Annotated in this window: 1 protein-coding gene; it reads left to right on the plus strand. The window is 32.1% G+C overall.

Features of this window, described 5'->3' with window-relative positions; all coding sequences use genetic code 11:
* The coding region (locus tag FHK88_RS03695; RefSeq protein ID WP_227429428.1) for a sensor histidine kinase at positions 1-557 on the plus strand (557 nt) is incomplete at both ends.

Genomic DNA, 557 nt, shown 5'->3' on the forward strand with positions numbered 1-557 from the left:
TTTTTTTATTGCACTTGTTTGAAGAAGTAGTCTATAACAACAAAAGTTTGCAAGAGTTTTTGGAAAATGAAAACCCAGAGAGCTACATTGTATCCAGTATCATAACTTTTTTTGTTACGCTAACCATACATGCAATCTATTTTTACAAAGCGTATAATGAGAACAAAGTCAAGGAGCAAAAAATTATTGCAGGTACAGCCAATGCCAAATTCGAAAGTTTAAAAAACCAAATTGACCCGCATTTTTTGTTCAACAGTTTGAATGTTTTGAGTTCACTCATAGAGGAAAATCCTGAAAATGCACAGCGTTTTACAACCTCTTTATCTAAAATTTATCGATATGTTTTAGAACAAAAGGACAAAGAACTTGTAAGTGTTGCCGAGGAATTGGCTTTTGCCAAAACCTATATGAATTTATTGAAAATGCGATTTGAAAACAGCATTACCTTTCAATTACCAACTGATTTTGATAATTTAGAAGCTAGGGTAGTGCCATTATCTTTACAGTTATTACTAGAAAACACCATCAAGCATAACGTAGTAAGTGAAAATAAACCC

Origin of the sequence: Psychrobacter sp. I-STPA6b (assembly GCF_020662265.1) — a bacterium.
GTDB lineage: Bacteria > Pseudomonadota > Gammaproteobacteria > Pseudomonadales > Moraxellaceae > Psychrobacter.